We start from the raw sequence: 26,988 nt of genomic DNA, 5'->3' as shown, positions 1-26,988 counted from the left end.
AAATCTATGAAGCTGATCAGTGTCGTGAGTCCCTGCTACAACGAAGAAGGCAACGTCGCAGCGTTGATCGAACGCGTTCGCTCCCTCTTCGCTCAGCTTCCGCAATACCGCTACGAGCACATTCTGATCGACAACAACTCAACGGATCGCACCGTCGAGTTGCTGCGAGGCTTTGCCGCAGAAGACCCCCATGTGAAGGTGATCTGCAACGCACGCAACTTCGGTCACATCCGGTCACCTCACCATGCCATTTTGGCGGCCAGCGGTGATGCTGTGGTCATCCTGCTCTCTGATCTGCAGGATCCGCCGGAACTGGTTTATGAGTTCCTGCGCGAGTGGGAGGCCGGTTATCCCATCGTTGTCGGCGTGAAACATACCAGCGACGAAAACACCCTGATGTACGGGGTGCGGTCGTTCTATTACAAGCTGATCGCGAAGCTTACTGATGTGAAAGTGATCGAGCACTACACGGGGTTCGGTCTCTATGACAAGAAGGTCATCGACATCCTGCGTAAGGACTTCACCGATCCCTACCCTTACTTTCGCGGGCAGATCGCGGAAATCGGGCTGCCGCACAAAGAAGTGCGTTACAACCAGTCGCGTCGAACCCGCGGCATTACCAAGAACAATTTCTATACTTTGTATGACATAGCGATGCTTGGTATCACCAACCTGTCCAAGGTGCCTCTGCGGCTGGTGATGCTGGGTGGCTTTGTGTGCGCGTTGTTCAGCCTGTTGCTGGCATTTGGATATCTCGTCGCAAAGCTGCTTTACTGGCAGCACTTTGAACTGGGTCTTGCGCCGATTATGGTGGGCCTGTTCTTTCTCGGATCGGTCCAGTTGATCTCGATCGGCATTATCGGCGAGTACGTGGGTTCCATTCACGCTTTTGTGCAGAAGCGTCCGTTGGTCATCGAACGGGAACGCATCAATTTCGACTAAGTTGGGATGTTTCGCATCTTGAGCCAACCTGAGATTTCCGGAAGGTATCGATCGCTTTGACCAGCCGTGTTCGCCAGTTTGTCCCGTCTGCGCAGGTGGTGCGCTACCTTCTTGTCGGCGTCGGCAATACCCTCTTCGGCTATGGCTGTTTCAGCCTGTTTACCTGGTTGTTCGTTCGAATGGCGCCTGCCCACCCCGGTCTGGCAGCGAGCGCTGCGACAGTGGTGGCCGGAGTTACCAACATCACCGTGTCTTTTCTGGGCTATAAGTTGTTTGTATTCCGTTCGAAAGATCGCTTTCTGCCGGAATATCTGCGCAGCTTTCTGGTGTACCTGCCCACCATGGCGTTCAGCGCCGTTGCGATCGCACCGCTTACCGCATTCCTGAGGAACGTTATGCCGCCGCAACAACAGCGAGCGCCCTATCTGGCAGGCGCTCTGCTAACGGTGCTTACGGTCTTCGCAAGCTTTCTGGGCCATAAATACTTTTCCTTTCGGAAACGCACGGACGCGGTGGAATAGGTTAGTTGGCTGCCTGCGGGGGAGGCAGGTTCGATCCTTTGCGTAGGTAGAGGCGATACGCTGCACCGAATTCCGCAGGGAAATTGCGGGTAACTGCGAGATCGTACTGGGTGTCCAGGTACGTGGCAAAGGCGGGCCACTGCTGCAATTTATCGAAGCTGGCGGTATGGTGGGTGAACCAAACGTTGCTGAGTACTATGACTGACGGAGGGTTGAGCGCAAGCTCTCTCTGAAACTGATCACGGTACTGGTCCACCACGGGCGATGGAATCTCGGAGAAGTAGAGCAGGTCGCCCATACTGCCGCTGCTTGGCAGCAACTTCAACCTGTACAGGGCGTTGTAGCATCCGTCCACCATATCGACGCACTGCACTTTATGCTGCAGCCGGTCACCGCCCAACTGCTTCAGGTCTGCCACCAAGGCAGGTGTGAAGCGATTGTTCACCGGGATGCGGTGGACGCGCGCAAGGTAATACGGCACACCCACCAGAGTTCCCAGGGCGATGCCCGCGGCGCCAACGGCCCGCAGCCAAGGCTGGGGCTTGCGCATCGCAAGGGCCAGTTCGATGCCGAGCCACAACGGCAGAAACATGGTCAACGGGTAACGATGATAGGGGTTCCCTTTGTGTTGAATGAAGTAGGAAAATGCGCCGGAGAGTACCGCCAGCAGCAGCGCCGGCCGCTCCATTTCTCGCCACGACTTGTTGTAAAAAGCGGCAATCAGGCTGAACGGAAGCAGTAATTTCAGGATGAATGGCAGGAAGCCTATCGCCATCTGTTTGAGGGGGAAGTGCGTCAACTGCGAGTAGTAGGGCGTAATGGTGCGGCTGATCGTGATGAATGCGCCGAGTGAACCGTAGTGGAGAAGATAGCCCAGCACAAGCGCAGTGGCGCCGAGCGCACCTGCAAGTCCGCATGCAAGATAGGGCATTGCCGGGACACCGCGCTTGCGCAATGTGAACCAGATCAGGACGAAGAGTGCCAAGCCCAGTGGCGCAAAGGTGGGCTTAATGGAGCAGGCTATGCCCACCAGAAAGCCGGGTGGCACCAGCAACCAGGCCTTGCGCCGTCGCAGCGCCTCAAAGAGAAAAGCGTAGGAGACCATGAGCATCATCGCCATGGCCTCATCGCGCTGGGCTGAGTCGATGGGGCCGTCATCGGAGTGAATCACAGCGAATAGCACCCCTGAGAACAGGCCTGCCAGCCAGTCATACGGGGCAGCGATGACCATGCCCGCGATTATCACGGCGAGCAGCATGCTGAAGTCATACATGCGCCAGGCTAGATCGCCGCCGCCGAACAGGTGCATCGCCCCGCCCTCAACCAAGTAGGCGCCCGGGAGGTTCATATCGGTGATGTCCTTATATGGCCGGTATCCGTGGTCCACAAGGAAGTTTGCATAGTGAAAGATCTGCGCGTCCCAGATCAGCGGCCATTTGTAGGTGAACGCAATCAAGAGAAGAAAGCCGAGTGCGAGCACCGCAACGATCAGCGGCCGGAACCATTTTGGAAGGGGATGCATGGGGGATTCTTCACCTTTGCCCGACGGAATGACGCGGTCGTACTGCGATCTTCGCCTGATCATACAGACGCCGATGCTGTTGGAAGAATCGGCCATCGGCGCTTCGAGAAGCGGATTGTGTTGCGATTGAGGCGTGCAGCGGGTGGGCGCTGGAGAGCTCGTCCGGTTTAGTGTGCGCCTGCGTGAGTGCTGGTGAGCGGTCTGGCCGGGGCGGCGGTGGAGGCGGCCTCGACGCGATTCCGACCGCTGTGTTTTGCCTGGTAGAGCAGGCGGTCGGCGTGGGCGATGCATTCCGTGAGGCTGCCGCCTGTGGTGCAGAGCATGCCGGTGCTGATGGTTGCGGCGATGGTGCGACCGTTGGAGGTAACTCGGGATTCGGCGAAGGCGACGCGGAGGCGCTCGGCTACCTGTATACCGCCGTCGAGATCGGTGGCGGGCAGAATCAGGGCGAACTCCTCGCCGCCCATGCGGCCGACCAGGTCGCCATCGCGGCGCGATTTGTGCGCGACGGCTGCGAAGTTCTGGAGGACGAGGTCGCCGGCGGGGTGGCCGTAGGTGTCATTCACGTTCTTGAAGGAGTCGAGATCGATGAGCAGCAGGCAGCAGGGGACGTGGGAACGGCTGCTCATGGCGAGTTCGCGCTCAGCTGCGGCGAGGAAGGCACGCCGGTTGAGCAGACCCGTCATGAAGTCTGTGGTGGAGACCTTCAGCAGCAGGGAGATGGCGCTGGTCAGGCGGTTGAAGAGCGGCCGGTAGATGAGCAGGGCTTCGAGGATGAGCACCAGGAGCATGAGTGCCGTGAGGGTGTTCATCAGGTGTTCGAGATGGCGGATGTCGTGCTCGGAGGCTGACTGGTAAAGCGCTACGGCGGCATCCAGACCGTCGAGGAGAGAGGTGTCGGCGGCGGTCACCATGGCGTGCAGGTGCGGGTCTGAGAGGTTGGGTGAAGGCTGTGCGGCGAAGGCGCGGGCGTGGGCGAGGAAGTCGAGCACCTGCTGTTGCAGATGGACTTTCGATCCGAAGTAGAGATCGTGGATCTGCGGAGCGTCGGATCCCTTCAGGCCAATTGCGGTATCGCCGTCGATCAACTGGTGCTGGGCCGTCTCCATGCGGGCGGTAAGCGCGAGTATTTGTGCGGCCGCGGCGGTGGGTGCGAGGGTGCCGTCGGCGGATTGCTGGGCGAGGCGGGTGATGCGCTGTGACAGCATGCGCTGGCGACCGGCGGTGTTGACGAGCAGCGCCGTGGTGGACTGGCGAGCGACGATTCGATTGGTCAGCAGGTGGGATGTGACGGAGATCGATGCGATCACAAGCAGCGCCACCATATAGGTGATGGTGGTAGCCCACGGGGCACTGGGCGTAACGCCGGCGGTCGCTGGCACCTGTTCTTCGGCTGGCGTGATCACTGGGATCGTCCCTTGCTGTTGGCGGTCGACTCCAGCATGGCATGCGGCGACCGTTACGGCGGCCCCGAATGGCGGATAAATTTTCCGCGTCCGGATTTGCCTTGCGAAATGTTGCCGCCAGCGAAAAAGAGGGTGCGTGCTGCCATGGGGTTGAACAGCAGGCGCGGAACGGGTAACATAGGTCAGTTGGCAAGTTATTCCGCCGGGCCATTGATGCCGGCAAAACAACTGGTGGGCGTGAGCCCGCCATTTTCTTTGGACAAATGTTGATTTCGTCAGCGGATAAGGCTGCACGCGGAGGGACTTTCACATGGCAATCGCGATCGATGCAATTCGTGCGGCGGCTCAGCGCGTTGCGGCGAGCCATGGCCTGGACGTGGTGGACGTCGAGTTCACTGGCGCCGGCAAGCAGCGCGCTTTGCGCGTGTACCTGGAGAAGGATGCTGCGGGCCGCGAGGCGCTGAAGGCCAAGGCTGCGGCTGCTGCGGCCGATCCGGAGGCAGAAGCACTGGGATTGCCCAGCGGCGTGCCGGTGGAGGCGCTCTCGGGGACGACGCACGAGGATTGCGCGGTCTTCTCCTCGGACTTTGGTACGGTGCTGGACGTGGAAGACCTGATTCCCGGATCGCAGGAGTACACGCTGGAGGTCTCGTCGCCTGGCATTGAGCGGAAGCTTTATACCGCCGCCGACTATGAACGCTTCAGCGGATTTGTGGTGGCAGTCAAGCTGTTTACAGCGATCAACAGCATGAAGACGCTGACCGGTCGTATGACCTTCGCCGATGACACCGTCACGCTGGACCTGGGCGCGGTGAAGCAGAAGGGTAAGAAGAAGCAGGGCGCCACGCCGCCGCCGGAGAAGGTTACGATTCCGCTGCGGGACATTGAGAAGGCGAATCTGGTTGCAGAGATTTAGGGAACAGGGATCAGGGAACAGACTGACGTGAATCCTGGGTACGACGAACATCACAACTGAATAGAAGAATTCGAGGTAACGAAACAATGGCAAGCGCACTGTATCAGGCAATTGAGACGATGAGCCGCGACAAAGGGATTGACCCTGAGATCGTGGTGGGCGCCGTGGAAGACGCCATCGCACTGGCAACTCGCAAGTTCTACAAGACGCAGGAAAACATGCGCGGCGAGTTCGACAAGGAGAGCGGTGAGATCCGCGCCTATGTCTTTAAGACAGTCGTAGAAGACGATGCCGAGATCGAAGATCCTGAGAACGTCCTTACGCTGACCGATGCCCGTGAGCTTGCTCCGGAGGTCGAAGTGGGCGCTGAGCTGCGTTTCTACAAGGACACGTCGCCGCTGGGCCGCATTGCCGCACAGATGGCGAAGCAGGTGATCTTCCAGAAGGTGCGCGAGGCTGAGCGCGATACCGTGTTCAACGAGTACAACCACCGCGTGGGCGAGATCATTAACGCGACCGTCAAGCGCATTGAGCCGATGGACGTGATCTTCGACCTTGGCAAGGCCGAGGCTCGTATGCCGAAGCGCGAGCAGAGCCGCCTGGAGCAATTCAGCGTGGGCGAGCGCATTCGCGTGGCGTTGCTGCGTGTGGATCGTGCGGCCAAGGGTCCGCAGGTGATCGTGAGCCGTGCTGCTCCTTCGCTGGTGCAGACACTGTTCCAGAGCGAAGTGCCGGAGATCTACGACGGTACCGTTGCGATTCGTGCGATTGCGCGTGAGGCGGGCGAACGTACGAAGATTGCCGTCGTGTCGCGCGACAAGGACGTCGATCCGGTCGGCGCCTGCGTGGGCATGAAGGGGATGCGTGTGCAGTCGATCATCCGTGAACTGCGCGGCGAGAAGATCGACATCATCGAGTTCTCGGAAGAGATCACGACCTTTGCGGAGAAGGCTCTGCAGCCGGCGAAGGTGTCGCGCGTTTCGATCACGGATCTTGGCGAGAAGCAGCTTGAGGTCATCGTGGATGACACGCAGCTCTCCCTGGCCATCGGCAAGAAGGGGCAGAATGTTCGCCTTGCGGCGAAGTTGCTGGGCTGGAAGATCGACATCAAGAGCGAGGAAGAGAAGCGCCAGGAAGTGGAGCAGGCCATGTCCGCTCTTGGTGGCGGACCTTCCACGGCGATTGAAGCGGTCACCGAGTTGGGTGAGCACGTCCTGGAGAAGCTGATTGCGGCGGGTATTACCACGGTCGAACACCTTTCCGACATGACTGCTGAGGAGCTGGGTGAAGTCCCGGGCATCGGCGAGAAGTCGGTCGAGAAGATTGCGGTTGCGGTTCGCCATTACTTCGGTCAGTACGAAGAGGGTGAAGAGCGTCCTGCAGTTGTGAGTGAGGCTGCGGCTGCGCTTGGCGACAATGCAGCATCTGAATCTTCGGTATCGCATGACGCGCCGACCGAAGAGGATGGCAAGCCATACGATCCGGCGTCTGAGAAGGGTTCGGAAGAGGGCGAAGTGCTCCTTCTGGCTGCGGATCAGAACGAGCCGGGCGGCGTCGAGGGCGACCTGACGGAGGAAAGTTCCATGAGCAAGACACCGGAAGCGATCATCGCGGAGCGCGGCATTGACGGCGTAGAGCCGATCGAAGTCGAGGAGAGTGCTGACGAGTTGTTGGAGCGCGAAGAGGCCGAAGGCCAGTTCGACGGCTTTGGCAGCGACGCGGACGTCCGCGAAGCACAGATTGAACTGGATAACCAGACGATGGAAGACCTGGCCGATCAGGCTGGCGAAATCTCAAACGAGACCATTGATCCGGACGAGAATACCCGTGGTTAGGGGCGCACAGGGCGGCGTGAACGTGTGCGCCGCCCACCCCCGTACCACGGCAGGCTGCTTTCCCGGCGCGTATTCTACGCCGGTGAGCGATAATGGATGTACAGGGATTGATTCCTTCTGGAGTGGAGCTGCCATGAACAGCTAGCAGAGGGTTACGGAGTAACGAGGGCGGATGAGTAAAGTACGTATCAACGATCTGGCGCGTGAGCTTGAGGTCAAGAGCAAGAGCATTCTTGACGCGCTTACTGCTGTCGGAGTTCAGGAAAAAAAGACCCACTCGAGTTCCATCGAGGAAGATGAAGCGGAGAAGGTCCGCGGCTACCTGACGGGTGGACGCACCTCTTCGCGCCCAGCCGCGTCGCAGGTAGATAACCGGCCTAAGGTCGACTTTTCAAAGGCGACGAAGCCTGGCGATGTCATGAAGGCGATTCTGGAGCGGAAGCAGGCTGAGCAGGCTGCGGCTTCGCGTCCTGCTGTCGTTGCTGCTCCACGGCCCGCCGTGGTTGCTGTGCCTCCTCCGCCCAGGCCTGTTGTAGTTGCTCCTGTGGAAGCGCCCGCACCCGTTGTTGTGGTGCCGCCGGCACCTGCACCCGTCGCAGCCGCACCGGCTGCTCCGGTGGCAGCGCCTGTAGCGCCGCGTCCTGTGGTTGCTGCGCCTCCCGTTGTGGTTGCCGCGCCGCCTCCGCCCCCTCCTGCTCCTGTGGTACCCGTTGCTCCGGTCGTTCCTGCCCGGGCACCCGTGACCACGCCGGTCATGCCGACGCTGAAGATTGCGCAGCCGCGTACGGAAGCCGCGCCCTCGGGCGATGCTCCGCGCCGCATTGTGCCCCAGGCTCGGCAAGCCCCGGTAATTGTGCAGCCTGTGGCTCGTCCGGCACTCGGTGCACGTCCTCCGGCTGGTGTTGTCGTTCGTCCGGGCGCACCTGCCGGCGATCGTCCTGCCATTTCCAATAGCACACCGCCGCCCGCAGGCGTTGTGGTCGCGCGTCCGCCGACCAAGGTTGGAGAGTTCATCCCTTCCGCAGCGATGACGGCGATGTCCGCGCCGGCTGTGGTGGAGGCACCGGCAGCGCCTCCCGTTGTGGAAGCACCGGCACCGCCGCCCGTTCGTCGCGTCATCATGCCGCAGACGGGTCCACGTCCGACCTATACCGCTCCACCACCGGTTCCCGGTCAGCCGGCACGCCGCCCTATTTTCCAGCGCCCAGGTGGTCCTGGCGCAGGTCCGGGAGGTCCCGGCTCACGTCCGCCATACCAGGGTGGACCTGGCGGTCCCGCAGGTCCGGGCGGCCCCGGAGCTCGCCGTCCGATGCACCCCACACGCACGTTCCCCGGCGGACCTCCTGCCGGCGGACCGGGCGCACGTCCCGGCTTCGGTGCACGTCCTGGCTTTGCCGGCCCTGGTGGCCGTCCCGGCTTTGGCGGACCGCGTCCTGGTGGCGCTCCGATGGGCGCAGAGGGTCCGGGTGCAACCAAGCCCGGCATGCGTCCTGCTGCTCGCAAGGGCGCAGCGAACAAGAAGCGTTACGAGAAGAGCAAGGAAGGCCCGATGAAAGGCTTTGCTCCGCCGTCACGTTTCGGCGGCGCTCAGATCTCGATGGGAGATCAGCCCATCACGCGCACCATCACCGTGACGGAGGGCATCACCGTAAAGGATCTGGCGGAAAAGCTGGATCTGCGCGGCAAGGATTTGATCGCAACGTTGCTGATGCGTGGCGTCTTCGTCACCGTCAACCAGTCGCTCGACAACGATCTGGTGAAGTCCGTCGCCGCCGCATATGGCGCTGACGCACAGATCCAGACGGTGGAAGAGCAGATGGAGAACGAGGCCATCGAGGGCCTGCTGGAAGATACGACCGGTATGACGGAAGTCATCCGCTCGCCAGTGGTCACCGTCATGGGTCACGTCGATCACGGCAAGACGTCGCTGCTGGATGCGATCCGCTCCACCGAGGCCGACGAGGTCAACGTGGCTGGCGGCGAAGCCGGCGGTATCACGCAGCATATCGGCGCTTACAAGGTCCATGTGCAGAAGCCCGACTCACCGGCGTTTGGCCGCGAGATCGTCTTCCTGGATACACCTGGTCATGAAGCGTTTACGCGTATGCGTGCACGTGGCGCCAAGGTTACCGACATTGTCGTCATCGTCGTTGCTGCTGACGACGGCGTGATGCCGCAGACCATCGAAGCCATCGATCACGCACGTGCAGCGAAGGTTCCGATCATCGTTGCGGTGAACAAGATCGACAAGGAAGGCGCCAACCCCGAGAAGATCATGCAGCAGATGGCCGAGCGCGGTCTGCAGCCTGACACATGGGGCGGCGACACGCCGTTCATCCTGGTCTCGGCGAAGAAGAAGATCAACCTCGATGGACTTGAGGAGATGATCTGCCTGGTCGCTGATACGAATGTTCAGCGCGCCATCCTGGATCGTCCGGCTGTCGGAACGGTCATCGAAGCCAAGCTGGATCGTGGCCGCGGTGTGGTTGCGTCCATCCTGGTGCAGAACGGTACGCTGAAGATTGGTGACAGCTACATCGTCGGCAACACCTTTGGTAAGATCCGCGCCATGTTCGACGATCGTGGCCGCGCTATCGTGACCGCTGGACCTTCGACCCCGGTCGAGATCCTCGGACTCGAGAGCATTCCGGATGCGGGCGATACGTTCATCGTCATGGCCGATCGCGATCGCGCCAAGGAGATTGCACGCTACCGTACGCTCAAGGAGCGCGAGGCACAGCTTGCCAAGAGCAGCCGCGTGTCCCTGGAAGGCCTTGCAGAACAGATCAAGCAGGCCGGCGTCAAGGACCTCAACCTCATCCTCAAGGGCGATGTGCAGGGTTCGGTGCAGGTGCTGGTCGACAGTCTGCAGCGCATGTCGACGGAGAAGGTACGCGTTCGCGTGCTGCACTCCGGCGTGGGTGCTATCACCGAGAGCGATGTGCTGCTTGCCACCGCGTCGAACGCCGTCATCATCGGCTTCAACGTGCGGCCGGAGCGCAAGGCTCAGGAACTGGCGGATCAGGACAACGTGGAAATCCGTCTGCACTCGATCATCTACGAGCTGCAGGACGAGATGACCAAGGCGATGCTTGGACTGCTGGACCCCGTCTTCCGCGAGAACTATCTCGGCAAGGCAGAGGTGCTCAACGTCTTCAAGATCACCAAGGTTGGCCAGATTGCCGGTTGCATGGTTCGCGACGGCAGCATCCCGCGCAACGCACAGGTTCGCCTGATGCGCGGCACGGAGGAGATCTGGAAGGGAAAGATCACCAACCTGAAGCGCTTCAAGGACGACGTGAAGGAAGTGACGAGCGGTATGGAGTGCGGTATCGATCTGACCTTCCGCGATGTCCGCGTGGGCGACATGATCGAGGCGTTCTCCACGGAGAAGATGGCAGCCGAGCTGGGCGAGAATATCGCCGAGCGCAAGGCAGCCACGGCCAAGGCAGAGAAGGCAGCAGCGGCAAACGCTGCAGCCGCCGCTGCCAACGAGCCCGCCGCAGTCTAATCCTCATCAACAGCGACAAAAGAGAAGGCCGGGCATCATGCCCGGCCTTTTGCTTTTGATTGCGGAGTGTCAGAGATCGAGTTCTGCTTCTTCTGCCGCGTGCTTTTCTGCGTCTTCGCTGATAGCTCTTTCGCCTTCCTTGTCGGCGATCACCTGGCCGTACTCGAGCAGGGTGACGATGAGGACGCCGCCGCTGACGTTGCCGGCTACGGCGAGCGCGAGCCAGTGGAAGTAGCCGCTCCATGCGACCTGGTGCATGAGGACAGCGGTGATGACTTCGCCGCTGCCGGCGATGCAGTGGGCGAAGTGGCCGAGGCCGATGACGAAGGTGAGCGCCCAGATGACCATCATGGAGCCGGTGACGGAGTGGGATGCGGAGACGAGCCATGCGACCATGGCGATCACGCTGCCGGCGATAACGGCGCTCCAGAAGATTGCAGGCGATGCCTGCTGAACGGCCTCAAGGCCGATGTGCGCAAGCTGCGTCAGGAATGCCGGCCTGATCGCGGGGGTGCGGGCCATCAGCGTCGCGAAGCCCAGCGCGCCAATGACGTTTGCGGTGAGGACGATTGCCCAGAGGCGCAGTGTGCGCAGGAAGTGCTTGCGCTCGGCGAAGAGGAGCGCGACGGGGTAGAGCGTGTTCTCAGTGAAGAGTTGCGCGCGGCCCAGGATGACGATGATGAAGCCGATGGGGTAGAACATCTGCGAGATGAAGCCGGCAGTCGCGGTTGGTCCAAGCTGCACCAGCGCGATGGCGACACCGAGGCCGGAGAGGCCAGTGAAGATACCGCCCACCAGGCCGGAGATGCCGAGCGAGAGCGCGGATCGCTTGAGTTCGTCGCGGGCGTTGCCTGCGACCTGAACGTAAATTTCCTTCGCTGTCGGGCGGGAGAGTTCCTTCTGCGGCTTTGACGTGCCGCTGCGTGATGCCTCGCTCATACTTGTCCTCTGTCTTCAGGAGGCTGAGATGCAGACGGTCGCGACGCGGACACTTCTCTATCTCGTGCTGCCGCAGCGGAACGACGGAGCAGGGATGTGCGGCGTCTCTGACTTACTGATCTGCAGAGTGAGGAGGCGCGAGTTTCATGGTGTGGAACGCGGGGCTTGGCAGGAAGCCGAGGCGTTGGTAGATCGACTGGCCATGTGCTGACGCGGTCAGTGTCAGTTCCTTGATGTCATGGTCGTTCGCCCACTCGATCATGTCTCTCATCAGGGCCTCTGCGAGACCTTTTCGCCGATGGGTTGGCTCGATGTAGACGTTCGCGATGTGACCGGCGAGACCTGCGGTGAGCGATCCTGGCATGGGTCCATGCGGGCGAAGATGCATGCCGCCGCCACCGACGATGTCCGTGTCATGGTGCAGCATCCAGGCGAGGTAACTGCCGTCTTCGATGACGCTTGCGAACCATGGTTCCCCTGCGTCGCGCAGCAGAGATAGCTCGGCTTCGGAAAGCAGGCCCATGTCTTGAAACATCTTTGCGCGATGCAACGCGATCTGCGGTGCGTCTTCGACGGTTGCGGTTCTGGATCGGTAGGGATCGCGCAGATTGTTGGGCATGTGCGGAGTTTATTGTAAGAATTGCGATTCTCGAACGGGTTGACGAAGCCGCGGACGTTCCAGCTCCCATTCCTGATAGCACGCGTCGATGGCGCGAATCGATGGCAGGAAGACCCTGGGTAGTTGGAGCTGCCGGTATACCTCCGCGTAGCGCCTGCGATTTCCTGGTGTGACGATCGCGATGTGATGGAGCATCGTCCACTTGATACTGTCGATGCCACCCTGCAGGCCACCGACTCTACCGTGATGGAAGATTGTTCTGCGGACGTATCGAAAGAGACTTGCAGCCGTGGAGATATCGAGAAGGATGAGCCCTGTTGCACGCTGGAAGCGCTGCGGGAATAACTTCGAGTAATTACCGTCGATGACCCAACGATCGTTCGCGATCGCCGCGTCATGCAGGGCTACGAAGTCGGCGGGTGGACGCGGCTTCCAGTTGGTATGGGGAAGATGGTGAAGCTGGTCGAGGTGAACAGCGCTCAAGCCACGCTTCCTCGCGATGGCTTCTGCGAGCGTTGATTTGCCGCTATTGGACGGGCCTAGAACGCAGATGCGATCTCCGAGTTCTGACAGATGCATCAAGCAACCTCAATTTTTGCATTGCTTTCAAGCGTAGCGATTCACTCGGATTAAGTCCGCGACTAACTCCGGAGAATCCGCCTCGGAGTTAGTCGTAGTCAGGATTTATCGAGAAAGGCGAATGCGGCTTGCGCATCATTGATCTGCTGAAAATCGGCGTACTCCCGCCCGAGCTCGGCGGCAGTGCCGTACCAACGTATGACCTGCCCCTGATCATCTTTGCGTGCGGCCGCTCGGACGTCCATCCACAGCCATGCGCCAGAGGCACAGCGAACGCGATATTTCACATCCAGGGGATCGCCTGTGTTGATACACGTCATCCATTCCGACATGACGCTTGGGAGATCATCGGGATGCACGATGGTCTGCCAGCCGTCGTTTGTGACCTCTTCCTGGGTGAGCCCGGTGAGCAGCGTCCACCGTGGGCTGACATCCAGAATCAGGCCGGAGGGATCCGCCGTCCATGAGACCTGGGCGTTCTGTCCTACCGCACTGAGATAGTTGGCTTCCCGTTCGCGAAGAGCATTCTCTGCACGCTTTCTGCGGGAGATGTCGATGACGGCGACCGAGATGCCGACGACCTCTCCTACTTCATCGCGGGCTGGCTGATAGTTCGCCAAGAGCGCGCGATCTCCCAATGTGACTTCATAGCCGGATGCTTCTCCGCGGAGAGCGGCTTCCAGCCGGGGCCGCAGAGACTCGTAGATGTCCGGCAAGACGGCGGCAACCGTTCGGCCGAGATGTGCTTCTACAGGGACGTTATGGATGTCGGCCATGCGCTTATTCAGGCTGACGTAGCGAAGCTGGCGATCCAGAAAACATATGCCAACGGGCGCACCTTCATAGAGTGCCTGCAGTTGCGCCAGACGCTCACCTGGCAGAGCTTCCAAGGCGGATGCGACGTTTCTTGCCATGTCCTGCGAAGGGTAGTTCATGGCCACGCGAGAGGGTTCGATGGCGACGTGTTCATCAGCCTCGTTCGCCGGGACCGCTCTGCCGTAGAGCCACCCCTGGCCTATATGACAGCCGAGGCAGATGAGCATCTCTGCCTGCACGAGTTCTTCCACGCCTTCTGCGATGGTGGTTAGACCCAGGCTGTGGCCCAGACCAACCACGGCGGCGACGATCTTGCGATCTTCTCGCCTCCAGGTCATGGACCGGACGAAGCTGGCATCGACCTTCAGGACGTCGAACGGCAGCGCGCGCAGGTGATTCAAACTGGAGTAGCCAGTACCGAAGTCGTCTATGGCCAGACGGCTTCCCGCGTCCTTCAGACTGCGCACGACACTCCTGGCCGTATCGACATCGCCGAGGAGGGCGCTCTCTGTGATCTCAAAGGTAATGCGGTCCATGGAAAACCGCTCTGCTTCAACAACTGCCCTTAGTCGTTTAGACAGCGTTTGGTCACTGAGCTGAAGGGTCGAGAGATTGACGGAGAGGCGGATTTCTGCGGGCCAGGTGCGGGCCGCCGCGCATGCCTGAGAGAGGACGCTCTCTGTCAGCTGTTGAATCAGGCCAGAGTCTTCTGCCTGTCGAATAAATGCCGATGGTTCCAGAAACCCATCGGGCGAGTTCGGCCATCGGGCGAGCACTTCAAACCCCCGCAGGCGACGATCGCCTAGCTCAACGATGGGCTGGAAGTAGGGGACGATTTCGTCGCGGCCGATGGCCCGCTCTAATTCTTGGAGTGAAGCAAGCATTCAAGTGGCCTTCGGTAACCGGGAGTCTTCTTCCGGTCTTCCGCCCAGCGGGACATAGAAAACTCTGTGGAGTTACTTCTGGTGGCTGGCTGTATCTATGATGAACCGCTACGAGTCTGCGGATGCCATCACCCATTGTTTTAAACGTTCGGAGGGCGACTTCTTTGATGGGACGGTGGTGCGTGTTGGTTTCGCGCGCCGCACGTTACAATTCGCTTAAAGTCCCAAACATCTTACTTCGGCAGATGGCCCGCCCGCGTGGGCTTTCCCTCCTTTGTTGCCGGCTGTCTCTTCGCGTCCCCAACTCGTTTTCTGGAGGTTGCACTTTGAAACACCTGACGGCTTTATCCCTGGTTGCGGTTCTGCTGATGCCCTCACTGGCGCTGCCTGCGCAGACCGATGACGCGGCGCTGATGGCCAAGGCGAAGCGCATTCACAGCCACGTGATTCCGCTGGACACGCACAACGATATTGAGCCCGCGAACTTCACGCCGGAGTGTAACTACACCATGCGGCTTACGACGCAGGTGAACATTCCGAAGATGGTAGAAGGCGGCATGGATGTGTCGTTCATGATCGTCTACGTGGGACAGGGGCCTTTGACGCCGGAAGGTTATGACAACGCGTACAAGCAGGCCAGCGCGAAGTTCGACGCGATCCACCTGCTGACGGAGAAGATCGCTCCCGACAAGATTGGCCTGGCACTCACGCCGGCGGATGTTCTGTCGCTGCATAAGCAGGGCAAGAAGATCGCGGTGATCGGTGTGGAGAATGGGTACCCCATTGGCCTGGACGTCAAGCGTGTGCAGGAGTTCTACGATCGTGGCGCGCGCTATATGTCTCTGGCGCACAACGGTAACAGCCAGCTTTCGGATTCCAACACCGGCGAGAAGGATGGGTACTCCTACAACAATGGCCTGTCGGACGAGGGACGACAGGTCATCGCAGAGATGAATCGCCTGGGCATGATGGTGGATCTTTCGCATCCTGCGAAGGGCGCGAACCTGGAGGCGATCAAGCTGTCCAAGGCACCGGTGATCGCGTCACACTCGGGCGTGCGTGCGCTTGCGCCGAGCGTCAGCCGCGACATGGACGATGAGCAGTTGCTGGCGTTGAAGAAGAGCGGTGGTGTGATCCAGGTTGTTGGCTTCGCGGCTTACCTGAAGCCAGAGTCGCCGGAGCGGACCGAGGCTCTATCGAAGCTTGCAGCGGAGTTCTTTGGCACGGGTGCTGGTGCAGGCCGGCGTGCCGCTGCTGCTAATGCAGGCGGAGAAGCTGCTGCTTCCCGGCCATGCCCGGTGGAGGGACCGACCACGACTGCGCGTGTGCGCCGCAATCCTTACGCTGCGTTTGCGGCCACGTTGCCGGAGGAGAAGCGCGACGCATTGATGAAGCGCCTTGCGGAGATCGATGCGCAGTACCCTGCGGTTCCGCGTGCGAACGTGAAAGACCTTGTGAACCAGATTGACTACGCCGTGAAGCTGATCGGGATCGACCATGTTGGCATCGCGTCGGACTTTGATGGTGGTGGCGGAATCGATGGCTGGGACAGCACTGCGGAGTCGTTCAATGTGACGCTGGAACTGGTTCGCCGCGGTTACACGGAGAAGCAGATCGGCCAGTTGTGGAGCGGGAATCTGCTTCGCGTGTGGGGTGATGTGCAGAAGGAAGCGAAGCGGGAACAGAAGGCCGCCAAGTAAGCCGGTCGTAATTCGATTCGTGGAGCGGGCGGGGACGAACAGTCTTCGCCTGTTCTATTTATGGATCGCGGTATTGGCGGCGTTTCAGTTCGCGCACTGCCTGGTCGTGGCCCTGCTGTGCGGCGAGTCGGATCCAGTGGCGTGACTGCGTGTAGTCATGCTCGAGGCCCTGGCCGGTGGCGTACATGTGGCCGAGCTGGAATTGCGCTTCCGCGTTGCCGTGCTCTGCGGCACGGCGATACCACGTGGCAGCTTGCGTGTAATTGAGCGGCAGGCCGCGGCCCAGGTAATACAGCTCGGCAAGCTTCTGTTCGGCTTCCGGGAAGCCCTGGGTGGCGGCGAGGCGGTACCAGTGGGCCGCTTCCGCGTTACTCTGCGCGACTCCTTCGCCCTTGCGATACATCAGGCCTAGGTTGTACTGCGCCCATGCGAGGTTGCTGTGCGCAGCGCGTTGGCACCAGGCGAAGGCTTCGGCAAAATCGTTTGCCGCGTAGTAACGGAAGCTGAGGTTGGCCTGCGCGTAGGCGTGGCCCTGCTCGGCTGCGCGGCGCTCCCACAGGGCGGCCTCTGCGTCGTCCTGCGGCGCACCCTGACCTGCGTCGTAGAGGGTGCTGAGCAGGTATTGGGATTCTGCGTGGCCTGCCTCTGCGGCCTGGCGGAAGGATGCTGCGGCCGCCGTGAAGTTGCCGGCGTTGTAGTCGCTGACGGCCTGGCGATAGTGCGGATTGGTGGCGGTGTTGGCGGCGTCGCGACGGCCGCGCGCGAAGATGCCGGAACGCGTGGACCCGAGCGCCAGCGTGCTGCCGGTGGGTATGTGTTGCAGGCCGCCCCTGGTCTTATCGTCCATGCGTGTCGGTCTGTGGATGGATCTGAGTGAGGCGTCGTTGCGCGTCGGCGATCTGTTCGCGGATGGTGGTGGCGAGTTCGGTGAGCAGGTCGCGATGCTGGCTTGCAGCGACCTCGGCATCGAGGTGGAGTTGTGCGATCTCGCTGGAGAACAGGGACTGCTGCTCGACGTCGAGTCGCGCGATGTCGCGCTCGGCATGCCGTATCTGTCGGGTGATGCGGAGGACTTCAGCAGCGCTGTCTTCGCCGGCGACGGAGGCGTTGATCTCCAGATGATCGTCGAGAAGGCGCTGCAATGTTTCCGCGTCGCCGCGGCTGTAGGCCTGGTTGGCGCGCGCCATCAGCATGGTGAAGTACTTTGCCTCGGCATCGTCGCGCGCGAAGTCCGGGTGGATACGCTTCGCGAGTTCGCGGAAGAGCGTTTTCAAACTGGGCGGCGGCTCGAAGTCCTCCGCCTCGAGCGCCTCACCGTAGGTCGCGTCGTGGGTCTCCTGCGCGCGCTGGCGACTCTCTTCCGCGTGACGACGTGCGTCGTCCGAATCGGAGAGAGCGGCTTCGCGTTCGGCGATGCGTGCTTCCAGATCGTCCAGTTCAGCGTAGAGGACGGCGACCTGGCGCAGGTAGCGTCCCTCAAAGCTCTTGAGCTGCGCGCGCATCTGCGCAACTTCGGATTCGCGCTCGGCCAGTGTGTTGCGGACGCTGGCGAGCTGCTCTCGCTTTTCAAGGAGGGCGATGGCATCCGGGCTGGGCTGCAGAATGATTTCGACTGGCATGCGGCTGGGCTTAAGTCTAGCAATTGCTTGTTTCCAGCTGTGGCGGGGAGCGCAGCGGTCGGCGGGTAACCATCTAAACTAGAGAGGCTATGTATACCGTTGCTGCCTACTACCGCTTCTTCGCCGTGGCCGACCCTTTGGCGCTGCGCGATGAACTGCGCGCGGCTTTCCTCGACACTGACTTACTCGGCACGACGCTGATTGCGCCCGAGGGCATCAATGGGACGATGGCTGGTTCGGCCGCGACCATCGATCGGCTGTTGGATTTTCTGAAGGAGCGGACGGGGCTGGAGCGGGCCGAGGTGAAGTTCTCCACCTCCGAGACGCCGCCCTTCCGCCGCCTGAAGATCAAGCGGAAGCGCGAGATCATCACCTTCAACACGGCAGCGGTCGATCCCACGCGGCCGGGGCAGTATGTCGCTCCTGCGGAGTGGAATCAACTGCTCGCCGATCCTGAGGTGCTGCTGCTGGATACGCGCAATACGTATGAGAGCGAGATCGGTACGTTTGAAGGTGCGGTGGCGCCGCCGCTGAATACCTTCTCTGATTTTGCTGAGTATGTGCGCACAAACCTGGACGCTACGAAGCATCGCAAAGTGGCGATGTTCTGCACGGGCGGCATTCGCTGCGAGAAGGCTTCGGCGTACATGCTGCAGCACGGCTTTCCCGAGGTGTACCACCTGAAGGGCGGCATTCTGCGGTACCTGGAAGAGGTGCCGGTGGAGGAGAGCCAGTGGAAGGGCGAGTGTTACGTGTTTGATGAGCGCGTCGCCGTGGGACACAAAGACTACAAAGGCTGACGCTTTCGTACTTCAAATGCTGAAGCTTCGGCTGCTATCATCCGCTCGGGAGTGACCCATGTCATCTGAGCGTCCGAAACTGCCGATCGAAGCTGTTGAGTTGTACAACGAGTTCATCCACGGCGGCATGAGTCGCCGCGCCTTCATGACGCGCGTGCAGGGACTTGCGGTCGCCGGACTGGGCGCCACCGCAGTCATAGAAGCACTCATGCCGAACTATGCATTGGGTCAGCAGATTTCGAAGACTGACGATCGCATTAAGACAAGCTACGAGACGATTCCTTCGCCGAAAGGGAACGGCACGATCAAGGGCTACTTCGTGCGGCCAGTGAGTGCGGACTCGCGCAGTGAAAAGCCGTCGAAGCTGCCAGGCATTCTGGTCGTGCATGAGAACCGTGGATTGAATCCGCATATTGAAGACATTGCGCGGCGCGTGGCACTCTCCAACTTTATGGCGTTTGCGCCCGATGGCCTTACTTCGCAGGGTGGCTTTCCCGGCGATGACTATAAGGGCGGTCTGCTCTTCAATAAGATCGACAAGGCCAAAATGATGGAGGACATGCAGGCTGCGGCGGAGTGGCTGAAGGCGCGGCCGGACTGCACGGGCAAGATTGGTGTGACTGGCTTCTGCTACGGCGGCAGCGTGTCCAACAACCTGGCAGCGCGCATGGGAGCGGACCTGGCAGCGGCGGTTCCGTTCTACGGTGGCGTGCCTCCCGACGCGGAGATTCCCAAGATCAAGGCTGCGGTCTTGGTCCATCACGGTGAGTTGGATAAGAATGCCGCCGCGTCGTATCCGGCGTATGACAAGGCGCTGACGGCTGCTGGTGTGGCACACGAGGGGTACATCTATCCCAACGCCGTACATGGCTTCAATTGCGATGCAACACCGGAGCGCTATAACAAGGCTGCGGCGGATCTGGCGTGGGGCCGGACGATCGATTGGTTCAACAAGTACACGCGCGCGTAAGTGCTGGATCGCAAATAGCAGAAGGCCGACGAATTGTCTGGCCTTCTGCTGTTTGCTCGAGCCTTCAGGCGGCGGTGTGGATGACGTGCAGGCCACGGCTGGAGCGGGGAAGCATGCTGATGGCGCTCGGTGCTTCCACGGTTGGCAGCGTGAAGGTTGGCAACGCTTCGAAAGCCGGCCGTGCGAGCAGATAGCCCTGCATCAGGCGCACCCCGCAGGATCGCACCATTGCATACTCCTCTACGGTTTCAACGCCTTCTGCGACAACATCTGCTCGGATCAATTTGCCCAGCGCAGCGAGCGAGGCAACGATCATCTGAGCCTTGGGCCGAAGGTGGATATCGCGGATGAGCGCCATGTCGATCTTCACGATGTCGACCGACAGGTCAGCCAACAAACTCATGTTGGCGAAGCCTGCGCCGAAGTCGTCAAGAGCCATGCGGAAGCCGTGCCGGCAGTACTCGTCGGCAATGGACTGCAGATGGGCTGGGTTGGTGACATGCTCTGCTTCTGAGACTTCGAAGATCAGGCGGTCGCTTGGAAAGTTGACCTTGTCAGCCGCATTCAGTGTGACACGGATGCAGGCAGCAGGGGTGTAGACGGCGCCGGGAAGAAAGTTAATCGCGAGGCATGCGCCTGTCTCCACCAGGCCGAGGTTTGCAGCCAGGGTGATCGCCTGAATCCTGCAGCTTTGGTCGAACTCGTACAAATTCTGTTCATTCACCTGGGACAGGACCGTGATGGATGGTTCTCCATGGGGTCCACGCACGAGCGCTTCGTAAGCGAAGACGCGGCGCTCTACGATGTCGACGATTGGTTGAAAGGCCATGCTGAAAGCCATGGGCTTCTGAATACCGTTCTTACATGCACCGCATTTTTCTGCCATAGCGACCTTCCCGTACATGGGGCGGAAGTTAGCGGCCCGCACCTCAAGGTAGACCACATTGAGAGGTCCGGCGGTGCACCTTATGTGCTACGAAGAATGTGCCTGCCTGCGAGATGCGATGCAGAGCGGATCGAGATGTTTCTTCCCGGTTCCGGGATACGTTCGCAATAAGTACCGGGGTTAGCTTGGCTGGAAGAGGCTGAAGATTGGTACTGCAACAACGGGGTCGCCGGGCAGGGTGAAGACGGGCAGTGCTTCAAACTGCGGGCGCGCGAGGAGATAGCCCTGCATCCTGTGGATGCCACAATCGAGAAGCGCAGAGTATTCGTCAGCAGTCTCCACGCCTTCGGCGACTATCGTGATGTCAAGCGTCTGGCAGAGTTGGACCAGCGAGCGGACAATGGCGCGAGCCTTCTTTCGCAGGTGAAGATTGCGCGTCAGTGCCATGTCGACCTTCACAATGTCCGCGGACAAATCGGCCAGCAGGTTCAGGTTGGCGAACCCAGCACCGAAGTCATCGATGGCAATCTTAAAGCCGTGCTTGTTGTACTCGCTTGCGATGCCTTCCAGATGGTTCGCATCCTTAACTTTTTCACCTTCGGTGACTTCGAAGATCAGCCGGTCGAGTGGAAAATTCAGGTCGCGGGCGGTCTTTAGGGTGAGCTGAATACATGCAGCAGGACTGTAAACTGCTCCGGGCAGGAAATTGATGGAAAGCAGTGCGCCATTGTCTGCGAGTCCGAGCCGGCTTGCCAGTGTCAGGGCCTTCACGCGACAGCTCTGATCGAAGGCGTACAGGTTGTCATCATTGACCTGCGATAGAACTGTTCCTGCTGCCTGACCCTGCGGCCCACGCACGAGCGCCTCGTAGGCGTAGACGCGCCGCGTGGATACGTCCACGATCGGCTGAAATGCCATGCTGAACTGCATGGGCTGCGCGATGCCGTCCTTGCAGGCAGAACACTTGGCAATCAATTGGGAGCCTTCCAGAACACTTACAAGGGATGTAAGGATAGGGAGGATTGTTGCACCATGGGGCCGTTGAGAAAATGCACCATTCGGGTGATTTGTCGGCCAGACGAATAAGCGAGACATCTTAGCGGTGTTCGCTAGATCATCTGCATCGGACGAACGGGGCCGCAGGGCAAAGTGGCTGTGATGGCGGCGCCCGGTGCAATGATGCCACCCTGCACTACGATCGCCATCACGCCTGCTCTTGCCTGCACGATTTTCTTCTCATCACGCAGAGCTACCTGTTTCAGCAATCCGGCACGGAAGTCCTCGATCTTCTTGCACGGTGTGCGCAGGCCGGTGAGTTCGACGACAGCGTCTGCGCCGAGGCGTAACTGTGTGCCGAGCGGCAGGTGGAGTAGGTCGATATCGCGGGTTGTGATGTTCTCGCCGAATTGACCGGGCTCCAGGTGGAAGCCGCTGCCTGCTAAGTCATCGAGTAACTCTTGCTGGAATAAGTGGACCTGCATGAGGTTCGGTGCGAGTGGATTTCTGCGTTTGAGATACAGGTGCTGCACAGTCTCGCCACAGTGTGCATCCCCTTCGACGCCGCGACCTGTCAGCAGGCGAATCGAGGGCTGCTGCTGCTTGCTGAAGCCGTGGCGCGGAGAGCTGCACACGGCAGCGACTTGAGCGGAAGTGGGTTTGGATGTCATTAGGTCGGCAGGCTCTCCAGCAGGTCACCGCCGAGAGGCGCTGTTGCGGTTCGCTGATTCTCTACCAATTGGGCTGCGTACTGGATCATCTTGTTCTTACGCGTCTGCCACGCCATCAGGCCAGGAGGGTTTCGAAGCTGACGACTTGCAGGTCACCAATCCGATGAAACTGATGTCCGCTGGTGTCCGCGTTCCCGTGGACACCAACGGACGACACCTGTAGAGCGTTGGATGCGGCCAGCTTCAGACATTGAACTTGAAGAAGAGGATGTCGCCGTCCTTCACGACATATTCCTTGCCTTCACTGCGCAGCAGACCCTTTTCCTTCACAGCCTGTTCGCTGCCGAGGCGGAAGAGGTCCTCGCAGTTATAGGCGTCGGCCTTGATGAAGCCGCGCTCGAAATCGGTGTGGATGACGCCCGCGGCGCCTGGCGCCTTGGTGCCCTTGCGGATCGTCCAGGCGCGGACTTCCTGCACGCCTGAGGTGAAGTAGGTGATGAGGCCGAGCATGCGGTAGGCCGCGTGGATGAGGCGTGTCAGGCCGGGCTCTGTGACGCCCATATCCTTCAAGAACTCATCGCGTTCTGCGGGTTCAAGCTGTGAGATCTCGGCTTCGAGAGCGCCGCAGATGCGCACGACTTCGTTGCCCTCTTCAGCGGCACGCTTTTCGACGGCAGCGGTGTGTGCGTTGCCGTCGGTCAGACCGGCCTCGTCGACGTTCGCGACGTAGAGCGTGGGCTTCATGGTGATCAGGTGCAGATCGCGAACCATGGGCTTCTCTTCTTCGGTCAGGTCTGCCGTGCGCGCGGGCTTGCCAGCGTTCAGGGCTTCCAGCAGCTTGGTCAGCGCGCTGAACTCGTTCTTGATCTTGGAGTCCTGCGAGTTCTTTGCAAGCTTCTGCGCCTTTTCATGACGGCGCGTGACGGTGTCCAGATCGGCCAGCATCAGTTCGGTATTGATGACATCGATGTCGCTGATGGGATCGACCTTGCCCGCAACGTGGATGATCTCGTTGTCTTCGAAGCAGCGCACGATGTGCAGCGTGGCGTCGGTCGAGCGGATGTTCGCGAGGAACTGGTTGCCCAGGCCCTCACCCTTGCTGGCGCCGGCGACGAGGCCCGCGATGTCGACGAACTCCATGACGGTGGGCACGATGCTGTTCGGCTTCACCAGCGCGACGATCTTGTCCTGCCGCACGTCGGGCACGGGAACGATGCCGACGTTGGGTTCGATGGTGCAGAAGGGATAGTTCGCCGCGACGGCCTCAATGGCAGTCAGTGCGCTGAAGATGGTGCTCTTGCCCACGTTGGGCAGACCGACGATTCCGACATTCAATGGCATACCTCTCCATTGTCTCGCGGGCGGGGTTTACGCGCCAATCGCACGTTGTTCGCCTCCGTCGCCGTAAGAGATCCAGGGAGGCGGGGAGCCTGCGATATAAAGGGTTAGCAAACCTACTATCCCTTTCCACTTGCGCAGGTCATGCCGCGCGTGCGGCGCTGTTGTTTTCACCACGGGAGAAAATCCGATGGATCGTCGTCTTTTTCTGCAGGGATCCGGTGCACTTGCCGGGCTTGGACTTTTGAATGGCTGTGCAAAGCGTGTCGCTATGCCCGCGGTCGCTGCCGCCGGCGCGCCGACGGTGCCGTTCTATGACATGCCGGGCAACATTGTGCCCATCCGCGCGGATCTCGATCGCATCTTCCGGATCACCGTCTGCCTGCGACCCTTCCGCGCTCAGGGACCGCGGATTGAGGTGGTCAAGATGGGCGACAAGCCTGTTGTGACGAATTACGGTCACGGCGGCAGCGGATGGTCGCTTTCGTGGGGATCCGCGGACTTTGCCGTGCGCAAGGCGATGGAGGCCGCGCCGGGTGTGAAGGACTGCGCTGTGATTGGCGCGGGTGCGCTGGGCCTGACGGCTGCTCTGACGGCGCAGCGCATGGGCTACAACGTGACCATCTACGCGAAGGAGCGTGCGCCCTACATTCGCTCGGTCCGTGCGACGGGGTCGTGGACGCCGGACTCGCGGGTGGCGCTGACCGACAAGGCACCCGCGACCTTCGCGGCGGACTGGGAGAAGATGGCCCGCACCTCGTGGGGCATGTACAACAGCTACCTGGGGACGGCCGGCAATCCAATTGAATGGACCGATCGTTACCAGCTTTCCGACGACCCGCCGCGCAATCCGAATGCTCCCGTCGATCCGAATATGCCGACGGATGCGGAGCACCAGAAGCCGCAGCATGACTTTGCGCGCTACGCCGACAGCATTGCGGATCTGCACCCGAAGAGCCAGTTGCTGCCGCCGGGATCGACACCGTTCCCCACAAAGTATGTGCGGCGCTCGACCTCGTTGAGCTTCAACGTCGCGGGTTATGCAAAGCAGTTGATGCAGGAGTTCTTCATCGCCGGCGGACGCATGGAGTATCGCGAGTTCCATACGCCAAATGAGTTCGCTACTCTGCCGCAGGGTGTTGTGATCTGCTGCACGGGGTATGACTCGCGCGCGCTGTGGTCGGACGAGAGCGTGGTGCCGGTGCGGGGGCAGATCGCCTGGCTGATCCCGCAGGAGGGCGCGCAGTACGGTATCGGCTACAAGAATCTGAACCTGCTCGCACGACGTGATGGCATCGTGATGCAGCCCAGCTTTGGCGGTGAAGATGAAGGCTGGAATGACACGAACGAGCAGCCCGATCGTGGTGTTGCGGAGGCAGGCGTGAAGATCCTGCAGGAACTCTACACGCGCATGGAACCGATCATCGCGAAGCGAGGCACTGCGATACGCGCGTAGGTCCTCCTAGCGAAAAAGCAATGGCCATGCGGCTTTTGTGGGGTGTCAGACATAAGTAATACTTCTGTCGCCGCGGCAACTATGCCTGCGTCTTTCCTCTCCAACGTGTTGACTCAAGCGCGGCAGCAAGCGCGCGGAGCACTCAGGGAGTGAAGACCAATGGCATTGATGGACGTATTGCTCGATGAAATGCGGGACCTGTACAGCGCAGAAAACCAGTTGGTAAAGGCACTGCCGAAGATGGCCAAGGGTGCGGTTGACCCGGCCGTGAAGTCATTGTTGAAGAACCACCTGGAAGAGACCAAGGGCCAGGTTCAGCGCCTGCGCGATGCCTTTGGCATCCTGGGCAAGAAGCCCACGGGCCAGCACTGCAACGGCATGGAAGGCCTGCTCGAAGAAGGCCAGGATGCTCTGGAAAAGGATGAAGAGGGCGCGAACAAGGACCTCGGCATCTGCGGCGCAAGCAGCCGCGTGGAGCATTACGAGATCGCCGGTTACACCACGGCAATCGGCATGGCGAAGGCGCTTGGTCTGAAGGATGTTGTGAACCTTCTGAACCAGAACCTGGCGGAAGAAGTTGCGGCAGCAAAGGCGATCTTTGCCGGCACCAAGCCGCTGCTGCGCGCCGCGCTGACCGAGGGCGATCCCACCGAGAACGAAGAAGAGAGCAAGCCCAAGAGCGGCAAGGAAAAGTACAGCGACAAGAAGAGCAAGGAAGACGAGAAGAAGGCTTCGGCCTCTGTCTCGGGAAAATCCAGGTAACTTTGTGCTGGTTGTAGTGGAAGGGCCTCCGGACATTCGGAGGCCCTTTTGCTGCGTCTTACCGTGAGTGAGGAATTTATCCATGCGGCCAGGGACAGTAGCATTCGTCGTGTTTGCAGCAACGCTGGCTGCGCCGGCGTTGCGGGCGCAATCGACCGGCGAGCCGCGTTGCACCGCGGACAAGAAGGTCGAGCACTACCTGTGCGATGCGCCGGCCTTCCAGCGGCGGCTGGCTGCGGCGCACACCGTCCGCATCGACACGGGGCGCATGGATCTGTTTGCACGCAAAGAGATGGGCAAGCTGGTGGAAGGTCTGGGAAAACAGATCGTCGGGCCGGAGCAGCGGCCGGATCTTATCTTCGGGATCGCGCCCATCGACCGCAGCGGCCGCATCGACTTTGGCCCGGCGGATATGGGCATTGGAATCCTGACCGTATACGACCCAGGCAGGGGCGCCGGCCGACGCGGCCTGATCTGGGCCGAGACCTTTGACGGCCAGGAGGATCGTCCATGGCCGACCGTGGTCGTCGACCTGATCCGGCAGTTTCAGGGCAGCGCTCTCAAACATTGATCGTTTCAGAACCACCCCAAACCGCTCGTGGCACGTCTCTCTTGATAGGCTGTAGGCCGTAGTTTTCAAGGGAGATGTTCGTCATGAAAAAGCTTGTAGGAATGGTGGCGCTTGCCGCCTGTTGCAGTGTGCCGATGTTCGCCCAGGACATGGGTGGGATGAAGATGTCGAAGCCAGCCAGCAAGGAAGCGATGCCAAGCCCGCGGCACGAGGCGGACGTGGACCTGGCCGGCAAGAAGGTCCACATCAGCTATGGCGCGCCCAGCGTCCGCGGCCGCAAGGTTCTGGGTACGGATCTGGTGCCGTACACCACCTGGTGGCGGACCGGCGCCAACGAAGCGACGACCTTCGAGACAACGGGCGATGTGATGGTCGGCAGCCTGCACGTACCGGCCGGCAAGTACACACTGGTCACGCTGCCGGCGGAAGGCCAGTGGCAGCTTGTCCTCTGCAAGCACACCGGCCAGTGGGGCACGGAGCGCTTTGCCGCGGAAGACCTGGGCAAGGTGCCCATGATGAAGACCGCGATCCCCAAGCAGGAGTTGATGTCCATCGGCTTTGAGAAGACCGCAGGCAAGAAGACACAGTTGCATATCAAGTGGGACACGTTTGATGTCTCGGTGCCTGTCACTGCCATGTAGTTCTTCACACGACTGTCATTGTTTCGGCCACGGAGATCGCTTCCGTGGCCGAAGCCTTTGGCAGTCATGACAGCCAAACATGCAAAGG

24 protein-coding genes are annotated in these 26,988 nt (G+C 60.5%); 12 read left to right on the top strand and 12 right to left on the bottom strand.

From position 1 onward, the window contains the following. The first annotated feature begins 6 nt into the window (after window positions 1-6). Both TERRO_RS17340 and TERRO_RS17335 read left to right on the top strand, forming a co-directional pair. A complete protein-coding gene (locus TERRO_RS17340; protein WP_014787002.1) occupies window positions 7-942 on the top strand; it encodes a glycosyltransferase family 2 protein in 936 nt (311 codons plus the stop codon). A gap of 56 nt (window positions 943-998) precedes the next feature. Next, on the top strand, window positions 999-1,463 hold the full coding sequence (locus TERRO_RS17335; protein WP_014787001.1) for a GtrA family protein: 465 nt from the start codon (window positions 999-1,001) through the stop codon (window positions 1,461-1,463). A 1-nt stretch (window position 1,464) separates the two neighbouring features. On the opposite strand, the gene TERRO_RS17330 is transcribed toward TERRO_RS17335, so the two are convergent. Beyond that, window positions 1,465-2,985, bottom strand: coding sequence for a glycosyltransferase family 39 protein (locus TERRO_RS17330; RefSeq protein ID WP_157178428.1), 1,521 nt, complete (start codon window positions 2,983-2,985; stop codon window positions 1,465-1,467). A gap of 167 nt (window positions 2,986-3,152) precedes the next feature. Continuing rightward, window positions 3,153-4,367 carry a diguanylate cyclase gene (locus TERRO_RS22330; RefSeq protein ID WP_157178427.1) on the bottom strand — a complete coding sequence of 405 codons (1,215 nt, stop codon included), beginning with the start codon at window positions 4,365-4,367 and terminating at the stop codon, window positions 3,153-3,155. A gap of 334 nt (window positions 4,368-4,701) precedes the next feature. Here TERRO_RS22330 and TERRO_RS17320 point away from each other — a divergent pair, with 334 nt between their 5' ends. The 3 genes from TERRO_RS17320 to infB all read left to right on the top strand — a co-directional run bounded on the left by TERRO_RS17320 (window position 4,702) and on the right by infB (window position 10,653). Continuing rightward, on the top strand, window positions 4,702-5,307 hold the full coding sequence (locus TERRO_RS17320; protein ID WP_014786998.1) for a ribosome maturation factor RimP: 606 nt from the start codon (window positions 4,702-4,704) through the stop codon (window positions 5,305-5,307). A gap of 86 nt (window positions 5,308-5,393) precedes the next feature. Further along, window positions 5,394-7,142, top strand: coding sequence for a transcription termination factor NusA (gene nusA / locus TERRO_RS17315; RefSeq protein WP_014786997.1), 1,749 nt, complete (start codon window positions 5,394-5,396; stop codon window positions 7,140-7,142). A 172-nt stretch (window positions 7,143-7,314) separates the two neighbouring features. After that, window positions 7,315-10,653 carry a translation initiation factor IF-2 gene (gene infB, locus TERRO_RS17310; protein ID WP_014786996.1) on the top strand — a complete coding sequence of 1,113 codons (3,339 nt, stop codon included), beginning with the start codon at window positions 7,315-7,317 and terminating at the stop codon, window positions 10,651-10,653. 69 nt (window positions 10,654-10,722) lie between these two features. Here infB and TERRO_RS17305 read toward each other — a convergent pair whose 3' ends face one another. The 4 genes from TERRO_RS17305 to TERRO_RS17290 form a co-directional block, all read right to left on the bottom strand. Continuing rightward, window positions 10,723-11,592, bottom strand: a complete 870-nt coding sequence (locus TERRO_RS17305; protein ID WP_014786995.1) for a formate/nitrite transporter family protein — start codon at window positions 11,590-11,592, stop codon at window positions 10,723-10,725. 112 nt (window positions 11,593-11,704) lie between these two features. Then, window positions 11,705-12,211, bottom strand: coding sequence for a GNAT family N-acetyltransferase (locus TERRO_RS17300; RefSeq protein ID WP_014786994.1), 507 nt, complete (start codon window positions 12,209-12,211; stop codon window positions 11,705-11,707). A gap of 9 nt (window positions 12,212-12,220) precedes the next feature. Then, window positions 12,221-12,694, bottom strand: coding sequence for a P-loop NTPase family protein (locus tag TERRO_RS17295; RefSeq protein WP_217164388.1), 474 nt, complete (start codon window positions 12,692-12,694; stop codon window positions 12,221-12,223). 194 nt (window positions 12,695-12,888) lie between these two features. Beyond that, window positions 12,889-14,490 carry a sensor domain-containing phosphodiesterase gene (locus TERRO_RS17290; protein ID WP_014786992.1) on the bottom strand — a complete coding sequence of 534 codons (1,602 nt, stop codon included), beginning with the start codon at window positions 14,488-14,490 and terminating at the stop codon, window positions 12,889-12,891. A 326-nt stretch (window positions 14,491-14,816) separates the two neighbouring features. On the opposite strand from TERRO_RS17290, the gene TERRO_RS17285 reads away from it, so the two are divergent. Further along, a complete protein-coding gene (locus tag TERRO_RS17285) occupies window positions 14,817-16,190 on the top strand; it encodes a dipeptidase (protein WP_041592695.1) in 1,374 nt (457 codons plus the stop codon). Between the two features lie 58 nt (window positions 16,191-16,248). On the opposite strand, the gene TERRO_RS17280 is transcribed toward TERRO_RS17285, so the two are convergent. Both TERRO_RS17280 and TERRO_RS17275 read right to left on the bottom strand, forming a co-directional pair. Continuing rightward, window positions 16,249-17,037, bottom strand: coding sequence for a tetratricopeptide repeat protein (locus TERRO_RS17280; RefSeq protein ID WP_014786990.1), 789 nt, complete (start codon window positions 17,035-17,037; stop codon window positions 16,249-16,251). Beyond that, window positions 17,027-17,809 carry a coiled-coil domain-containing protein gene (locus tag TERRO_RS17275; protein ID WP_014786989.1) on the bottom strand — a complete coding sequence of 261 codons (783 nt, stop codon included), beginning with the start codon at window positions 17,807-17,809 and terminating at the stop codon, window positions 17,027-17,029. The genes TERRO_RS17280 and TERRO_RS17275 overlap by 11 nt, the downstream gene beginning before the upstream one ends. Before the next feature lie 89 nt (window positions 17,810-17,898). On the opposite strand from TERRO_RS17275, the gene trhO reads away from it, so the two are divergent. Both trhO and TERRO_RS17265 read left to right on the top strand, forming a co-directional pair. Then, window positions 17,899-18,609 (top strand): oxygen-dependent tRNA uridine(34) hydroxylase TrhO, encoded by a 711-nt coding sequence (trhO, locus tag TERRO_RS17270; RefSeq protein WP_014786988.1) that lies wholly within the window; start codon window positions 17,899-17,901, stop codon window positions 18,607-18,609. 58 nt (window positions 18,610-18,667) lie between these two features. Further along, window positions 18,668-19,579: a dienelactone hydrolase family protein gene (locus TERRO_RS17265; protein WP_014786987.1), complete on the top strand. Its 912-nt coding sequence runs from the start codon at window positions 18,668-18,670 to the stop codon at window positions 19,577-19,579. Window positions 19,580-19,643: 64 nt separating this feature from the next. Here the strand turns inward: TERRO_RS17265 and TERRO_RS17260 are convergent, their stop codons facing one another. The 4 genes from TERRO_RS17260 to ychF all read right to left on the bottom strand — a co-directional run bounded on the left by TERRO_RS17260 (window position 19,644) and on the right by ychF (window position 23,473). Then, the gene (locus TERRO_RS17260; RefSeq protein WP_245536138.1) at window positions 19,644-20,408 is read right to left on the bottom strand and encodes an EAL domain-containing protein; all 765 of its coding nucleotides are present in this window, start codon (window positions 20,406-20,408) and stop codon (window positions 19,644-19,646) included. Window positions 20,409-20,645: 237 nt separating this feature from the next. Beyond that, on the bottom strand, window positions 20,646-21,440 hold the full coding sequence (locus TERRO_RS17255) for an EAL domain-containing protein (protein ID WP_014786985.1): 795 nt from the start codon (window positions 21,438-21,440) through the stop codon (window positions 20,646-20,648). A 134-nt stretch (window positions 21,441-21,574) separates the two neighbouring features. Beyond that, window positions 21,575-22,132: an MOSC domain-containing protein gene (locus TERRO_RS17250; protein WP_014786984.1), complete on the bottom strand. Its 558-nt coding sequence runs from the start codon at window positions 22,130-22,132 to the stop codon at window positions 21,575-21,577. Between the two features lie 243 nt (window positions 22,133-22,375). After that, window positions 22,376-23,473 carry a redox-regulated ATPase YchF gene (gene ychF, locus TERRO_RS17245; RefSeq protein WP_014786983.1) on the bottom strand — a complete coding sequence of 366 codons (1,098 nt, stop codon included), beginning with the start codon at window positions 23,471-23,473 and terminating at the stop codon, window positions 22,376-22,378. Window positions 23,474-23,660: 187 nt separating this feature from the next. Here ychF and TERRO_RS17240 point away from each other — a divergent pair, with 187 nt between their 5' ends. The 4 genes from TERRO_RS17240 to TERRO_RS17225 all read left to right on the top strand — a co-directional run bounded on the left by TERRO_RS17240 (window position 23,661) and on the right by TERRO_RS17225 (window position 26,900). Further along, the gene (locus TERRO_RS17240) at window positions 23,661-24,926 is read left to right on the top strand and encodes an FAD-dependent oxidoreductase (protein ID WP_014786982.1); all 1,266 of its coding nucleotides are present in this window, start codon (window positions 23,661-23,663) and stop codon (window positions 24,924-24,926) included. Window positions 24,927-25,085: 159 nt separating this feature from the next. Beyond that, entirely contained in the window at window positions 25,086-25,688 is a 603-nt protein-coding gene (locus TERRO_RS17235) for a YciE/YciF ferroxidase family protein (protein ID WP_014786981.1), read from the top strand. Between the two features lie 82 nt (window positions 25,689-25,770). Further along, window positions 25,771-26,259, top strand: coding sequence for a hypothetical protein (locus TERRO_RS17230; protein ID WP_014786980.1), 489 nt, complete (start codon window positions 25,771-25,773; stop codon window positions 26,257-26,259). A gap of 83 nt (window positions 26,260-26,342) precedes the next feature. After that, window positions 26,343-26,900: a DUF2911 domain-containing protein gene (locus TERRO_RS17225; RefSeq protein ID WP_014786979.1), complete on the top strand. Its 558-nt coding sequence runs from the start codon at window positions 26,343-26,345 to the stop codon at window positions 26,898-26,900. Window positions 26,901-26,988: the final 88 nt, after the last annotated feature.

The organism is Terriglobus roseus DSM 18391, from assembly GCF_000265425.1.
Classification (GTDB): domain Bacteria; phylum Acidobacteriota; class Terriglobia; order Terriglobales; family Acidobacteriaceae; genus Terriglobus; species Terriglobus roseus.
This window is presented reverse-complemented; position numbering and strand designations above follow the sequence as displayed.

What these genes read in the sequence shown, in the direction of transcription:
- TERRO_RS17265 (WP_014786987.1), top strand. Translation starts at nt 18,668, where the DNA reads ATGTCATCTGAGCGTCCGAAACTGCCGATCGAAGCTGTTGAGTTGTAC.
- ychF (WP_014786983.1), bottom strand. Translation starts at nt 23,473, where the DNA reads ATGCCATTGAATGTCGGAATCGTCGGTCTGCCCAACGTGGGCAAGAGC.
- TERRO_RS17240 (WP_014786982.1), top strand. Translation starts at nt 23,661, where the DNA reads ATGGATCGTCGTCTTTTTCTGCAGGGATCCGGTGCACTTGCCGGGCTT.
- TERRO_RS17260 (WP_245536138.1), bottom strand. Translation starts at nt 20,408, where the DNA reads ATGGCCTTTCAACCAATCGTCGACATCGTAGAGCGCCGCGTCTTCGCT.
- TERRO_RS17300 (WP_014786994.1), bottom strand. Translation starts at nt 12,211, where the DNA reads ATGCCCAACAATCTGCGCGATCCCTACCGATCCAGAACCGCAACCGTC.
- TERRO_RS17235 (WP_014786981.1), top strand. Translation starts at nt 25,086, where the DNA reads ATGGCATTGATGGACGTATTGCTCGATGAAATGCGGGACCTGTACAGC.
- infB (WP_014786996.1), top strand. Translation starts at nt 7,315, where the DNA reads ATGAGTAAAGTACGTATCAACGATCTGGCGCGTGAGCTTGAGGTCAAG.
- TERRO_RS17330 (WP_157178428.1), bottom strand. Translation starts at nt 2,985, where the DNA reads ATGCATCCCCTTCCAAAATGGTTCCGGCCGCTGATCGTTGCGGTGCTC.
- trhO (WP_014786988.1), top strand. Translation starts at nt 17,899, where the DNA reads ATGTATACCGTTGCTGCCTACTACCGCTTCTTCGCCGTGGCCGACCCT.
- TERRO_RS17280 (WP_014786990.1), bottom strand. Translation starts at nt 17,037, where the DNA reads ATGGACGATAAGACCAGGGGCGGCCTGCAACACATACCCACCGGCAGC.
- TERRO_RS17225 (WP_014786979.1), top strand. Translation starts at nt 26,343, where the DNA reads ATGAAAAAGCTTGTAGGAATGGTGGCGCTTGCCGCCTGTTGCAGTGTG.
- TERRO_RS17290 (WP_014786992.1), bottom strand. Translation starts at nt 14,490, where the DNA reads ATGCTTGCTTCACTCCAAGAATTAGAGCGGGCCATCGGCCGCGACGAA.
- TERRO_RS17230 (WP_014786980.1), top strand. Translation starts at nt 25,771, where the DNA reads ATGCGGCCAGGGACAGTAGCATTCGTCGTGTTTGCAGCAACGCTGGCT.
- TERRO_RS17340 (WP_014787002.1), top strand. Translation starts at nt 7, where the DNA reads ATGAAGCTGATCAGTGTCGTGAGTCCCTGCTACAACGAAGAAGGCAAC.
- nusA (WP_014786997.1), top strand. Translation starts at nt 5,394, where the DNA reads ATGGCAAGCGCACTGTATCAGGCAATTGAGACGATGAGCCGCGACAAA.
- TERRO_RS17320 (WP_014786998.1), top strand. Translation starts at nt 4,702, where the DNA reads ATGGCAATCGCGATCGATGCAATTCGTGCGGCGGCTCAGCGCGTTGCG.
- TERRO_RS17250 (WP_014786984.1), bottom strand. Translation starts at nt 22,132, where the DNA reads ATGACATCCAAACCCACTTCCGCTCAAGTCGCTGCCGTGTGCAGCTCT.
- TERRO_RS17305 (WP_014786995.1), bottom strand. Translation starts at nt 11,592, where the DNA reads ATGAGCGAGGCATCACGCAGCGGCACGTCAAAGCCGCAGAAGGAACTC.
- TERRO_RS17275 (WP_014786989.1), bottom strand. Translation starts at nt 17,809, where the DNA reads ATGCCAGTCGAAATCATTCTGCAGCCCAGCCCGGATGCCATCGCCCTC.